At 73.7% G+C, this 4,013-nt stretch carries 2 protein-coding genes; both read right to left on the bottom strand.

The window, feature by feature from the left end; all coding sequences use genetic code 11:
- Nucleotides 1–969 (bottom strand): beta-ketoacyl synthase N-terminal-like domain-containing protein (locus ABEB00_RS21215; protein WP_345621529.1); only part of this gene is annotated, 969 nt, incomplete at its 3' end.
- 88 nt (nt 970–1,057) lie between these two features.
- Nucleotides 1,058–4,013, bottom strand: a 2,956-nt coding sequence (locus ABEB00_RS21210) for a type I polyketide synthase (protein WP_345621528.1), incomplete at its 5' end; no start/stop codon positions are given.

The following is a 4,013-nucleotide window of genomic DNA, read 5'->3' as shown; positions in this document are numbered from 1 at the left end:
CGCCTTGCGGATCACGCGCTGCTGGGAAGGGCCGTTCGGCGCGGTCAGGCCGTTGGAGGCGCCGTCCTGGTTGACGGCGGACGCGCGGACGACGGCCAGCACCCGGTGGCCGTTGCGGCGGGCGTCGGACAGCCGCTCCAGGACGACCACACCCGCGCCCTCGGCCCAGCTCGTCCCGTCGGCCGCGTCGGCGTACGACTTGCAGCGCCCGTCGGCGGCCAGTGCCCGCTGCCGCGAGAACTGCATGAACATGCCGGGTCCTGCCATGACGGTCGCGCCGCCGGCCAGTGCCATGGAGCACTCCCCGCGCCGCAGCGCCTGGGCCGCCAGGTGCATGGCGACCAGGGAGGACGAGCAGGCGGTGTCCACGGTCACCGCGGGGCCTTCGAGGCCGAGGACGTACGAGATGCGGCCCGAGGCGACGCTTCCGGTGGTACCGGTGCCGGTGAAGCCCTCCAGCTCCGGCGGGACCGGGCCGCCGGTCGCGTAGCCCTCGTTGATGACGCCCACGAAGACACCGACGTCGGAGCCCTTGAGCGTCAGCGCGTCGAGGCCGGCCCGCTCCAGCGCCTCCCAGGACATTTCGAGGAGGAGCCGCTGCTGCGGGTCCATCGCCACCGCCTCACGCGGGGCGATGCCGAACAGGCCCGCGTCGAACAGGGCCGCCTCGTGCAGGAAGCCGCCCTGGTCGACGTAGGACTTGCCGGTCTTGTCAGGATCGGTGTCGAACAGTGCCTCCAGGTCCCAGCCCCGGTCGGTCGGGAACTCCGAGACGCCGTCGCCGCGTTCGCGGACGAGCCGCCACAGGTCGTCGGGGCCGGTCACCCCGCCAGGCAGCCGGCACGCCATGCCCACGATCGCGATCGGCTCCGCCTTCTCGGCCTCAAGTTCACGGACGCGCTGCTGGGAGCGGCGCGCGTCGGCGAGTACGCGCTTGAGGTAGTCGCGAAGCTTGCTCTCATCCGCCATTGCGGGTCAGCTCCTAGTGGGGCTAAAGCGTCAGGTGGCTGGTGTGACTGGTGTGACTGGTGGGCCATTGAGTTGGTGGGTCGGTGGGTCAGTGGCCGAACTCGGTGTCGATGAGTTCGAACAGTTCGTCGTCGGAGGCGGATTCGAAGTCCTCGTTGGCCTCGGCGTCCTGCTCGGTGACGGCCGCCGTGGACCAGGTGGTCAGGAGGCCCTGGAGCCGGGTGCCGACCTGGGCGCGGCCGGCTTCGTCGGCGACCGTGTCGGCCAACAGTGCTTCCAGTTTGCTGAGTTCGGCGAGCAGGGGGTGCGTGGCCGGAGTGTCCTGGCCGTCGCCCGGGGCCAGCCGGTCGTGCAGATAGCGGGCGAGGGCGAGCGGGGACGGGTAGTCGAAGACGGCGGTGGCGGGCAGGTTGAGGCCGGTGGCCTCGCGGAGCCGGTTGCGCAGTTCGACGGAGGTGAGGGAGTCGAAGCCGGCGTCCTTGAACGCCGTCTCCGCCCTGACCTGGTCCGCCCCGGTGTGGCCGAGCACGGTCGCCACCTGGCCCTGCACCAGCCCCAGCAGCAGGGCATCCCGCTCGGCCGGGGACAGCGTGGCCAGCTTGCGGGCGAGTCCTCCGGAGTCCCCGGCACCGGTCCGGGCGGCCCGCCGGCCGGCTCGTACCAGGCCCCGGAGCAGAGGTGCGACACCCGCGCCCAGTGCGGCGTCGGCGCGCAGTGCCCGCAGGTCGAGGCGGACGGGCACCACCAGGGCCTCGCCGGTCGGCAGCGCCGCGTCGAGCAGTTCCATCCCCTCCGCGGGCGTGAGCGGTACCACTCCGCCGCGCCGGGCGGTCCGGTTCGGTACCGCCTCCCCGGTGGCCGGGTCCTGGCCGGTCGCCGCCTCCCACGGGCCCCAGGCCAGTGAGACGGCGGGCAGACCGGCCGCCCGGCGCCGGTGGGCGACCGCGTCGAGCCAGGCGTTGGCCGCCGCGTAGCCGCCGGTGCCCGCGCCCAGGAAGACCGAGGAGGCGGACGACAGCATGATGAAAGCGGCCAGGTTCGGCGCGAGTTCACGGGTCAGTTCGTCCAGGTGCCTCACGGCCGTCACCTTCGGGGCGAAGACCCGGGCCAGCCGGTCCTGGTCCATCTCGCCGATCATCCCGGCGTCGAAGACACGTGCCGCGTGGACGACACCGGTCAGCGGATGCGCGTCCGGTACGGCGGCGAGGAGCGCGGCGACCGCGTCGCGGTCGGTGACGTCGCACGCGACGACCGACACGGCGGCACCCCGTTCCTCGAGTTCGGTGACGAGCCCGGCCGCGCCCTCGGCGTCGGGACCGCGTCGGCCGGCCAGCACGAGACGGCGTACGCCGTGCCGCTCGACCAGGTGCCGGGCGACCTCGGCACCGAGCGTTCCGGTACCGCCGGTGATCAGGACCGTGCCCTCGGGGTCCAGTACCGGTTCGGCGGAGCCGGCCGGGGCCAGACGGGCGAGACGGGGCACGTACAGCGCCCCGCCCCGCAGGGCGACCTGCGGCTCACCGGTCGCCAGTACGGCATCGAGGGCGGCCCGGTCCATGGTGACACCGGTGCCGATACCTGCATCGGCATCGGCATCGGTGTCGGTGTCGACGAGGACGATCCGGTCGGGGTTCTCCGCCTGCGCGGCCCGTACCAAGCCCCAGACGGCAGCGCCACCGGGGTCGGTGACCTCCTGCTCACCACCGGCGGGCACTGCTCCCCGGGTCAGCACGACCAGTCGGCCGTCCTCGGCATCCTCGTCCGCCAGCCACTCCTGTACGGCCGCCAGTACCCGGCCCACCAGCACCACAGGCGTGTCGTCGTCCCCGCCGGTGCGGGCCTCGACCGTCCGCACCCCCGCGGCGACACCGGAGCCGGGTTCGGGCACGCGCAGCGCCCCCGGCACGGAGGGCAGTTGACTCCACTCCACCCGGAACAGCGCGTCGTCGGCACCGGTGGCGGGAGCGTTCGACAGTTGCTCGGCCGGGACCGGTCGTAGCGTGACGGCCTCCGCCGTGACGACCGGGCCACCGGCCTCGTCGGCGGCCTGGACCGCCAGGGCACCGGAGGCGGACCGTGCCAGGCGCACGCGCAATGTCGTGGCGCCCTCCGCGTGCAGCATCAGCCGACTCCATTCCAGCGGCTGCCAGACCTGGGTGTCGTCGGTCGCCGACGCATCCAGGAGTGCCGGCTGCAGGGCGGTTTCCAGCAGTGCCGGGTGGATGCCGAACCGGGCCGCCGCGTCCCGCTGTCCGTCCGGCAGGGTCACCTCGGCGAACAGTTCGTCGCCGCGCCGCCACACCGCTCGCAGGCCCTGGAAGGCCGGGCCGTACTCGTAGCCGTGCCGGAGCAGCCGCTCGTCCACGCCGGTCAGGTCCTCCGCCTGCGCGCCGGGCGGCGGCCAGGCGGTGAAATCGAAGGCATCGGTCGCGGTGACGGTAGGCGCGGTGCCGGTATCGCCGAGGCTGCCGGTGGCGTGCCGGGTCCAGCCGGCGGCGCCGATCTCGCCGACGGCGTCCTCTCGTACGGAGTGGACTGCCAGCGGGCGACGGCCCTCGGCGTCAGGTGCCTCGACCGTGATCTGCACCCGCACACCGCCCTGCTCGGGCACGATGAGCGGAGTGTCGATCACCAGTTCCTCCACCGCACTGCGGCCGACCTCGTCACCGGCCCGTACGGCCAGCTCGACCAGCCCGGCGCCGGGCACGGCGAACGCTCCGCCGACGGTGTGGTCGGCCAGCCAGGGGTGGGTGCGCAGGGACAGCCGGGAGGTGAAGACCAACCCGTCCGACTGCGGCAATGGCACCACCGCGCCGAGCAGCGGGTGGTTCGCCGTGCTCTGGCCGAGGGCGGCGGCGTCGGTGGCGGGGGCGGTCCGCAGCCAGTAGTGACGGTGGTCGAAGGCGTACGTCGGCAGGTCCACGTGGGCGTTGGTGGCGCCCTCGGGGAGCACGGCCGCCCAGTCGACCTTCGCGCCCCGCACGAACAACTCCGCGACGGAGAGGAGGAGCGTCTGTGCCTCGCCGCGCTCGTCGCGCATCGCG

Origin of the sequence: Streptomyces ziwulingensis, from assembly GCF_039542605.1 — a bacterium.
Lineage (GTDB): Bacteria > Actinomycetota > Actinomycetes > Streptomycetales > Streptomycetaceae > Streptomyces > Streptomyces ziwulingensis.
Note: the sequence above shows the minus strand (reverse complement) of the source record. Positions and strands in the feature narration are given on the sequence as shown.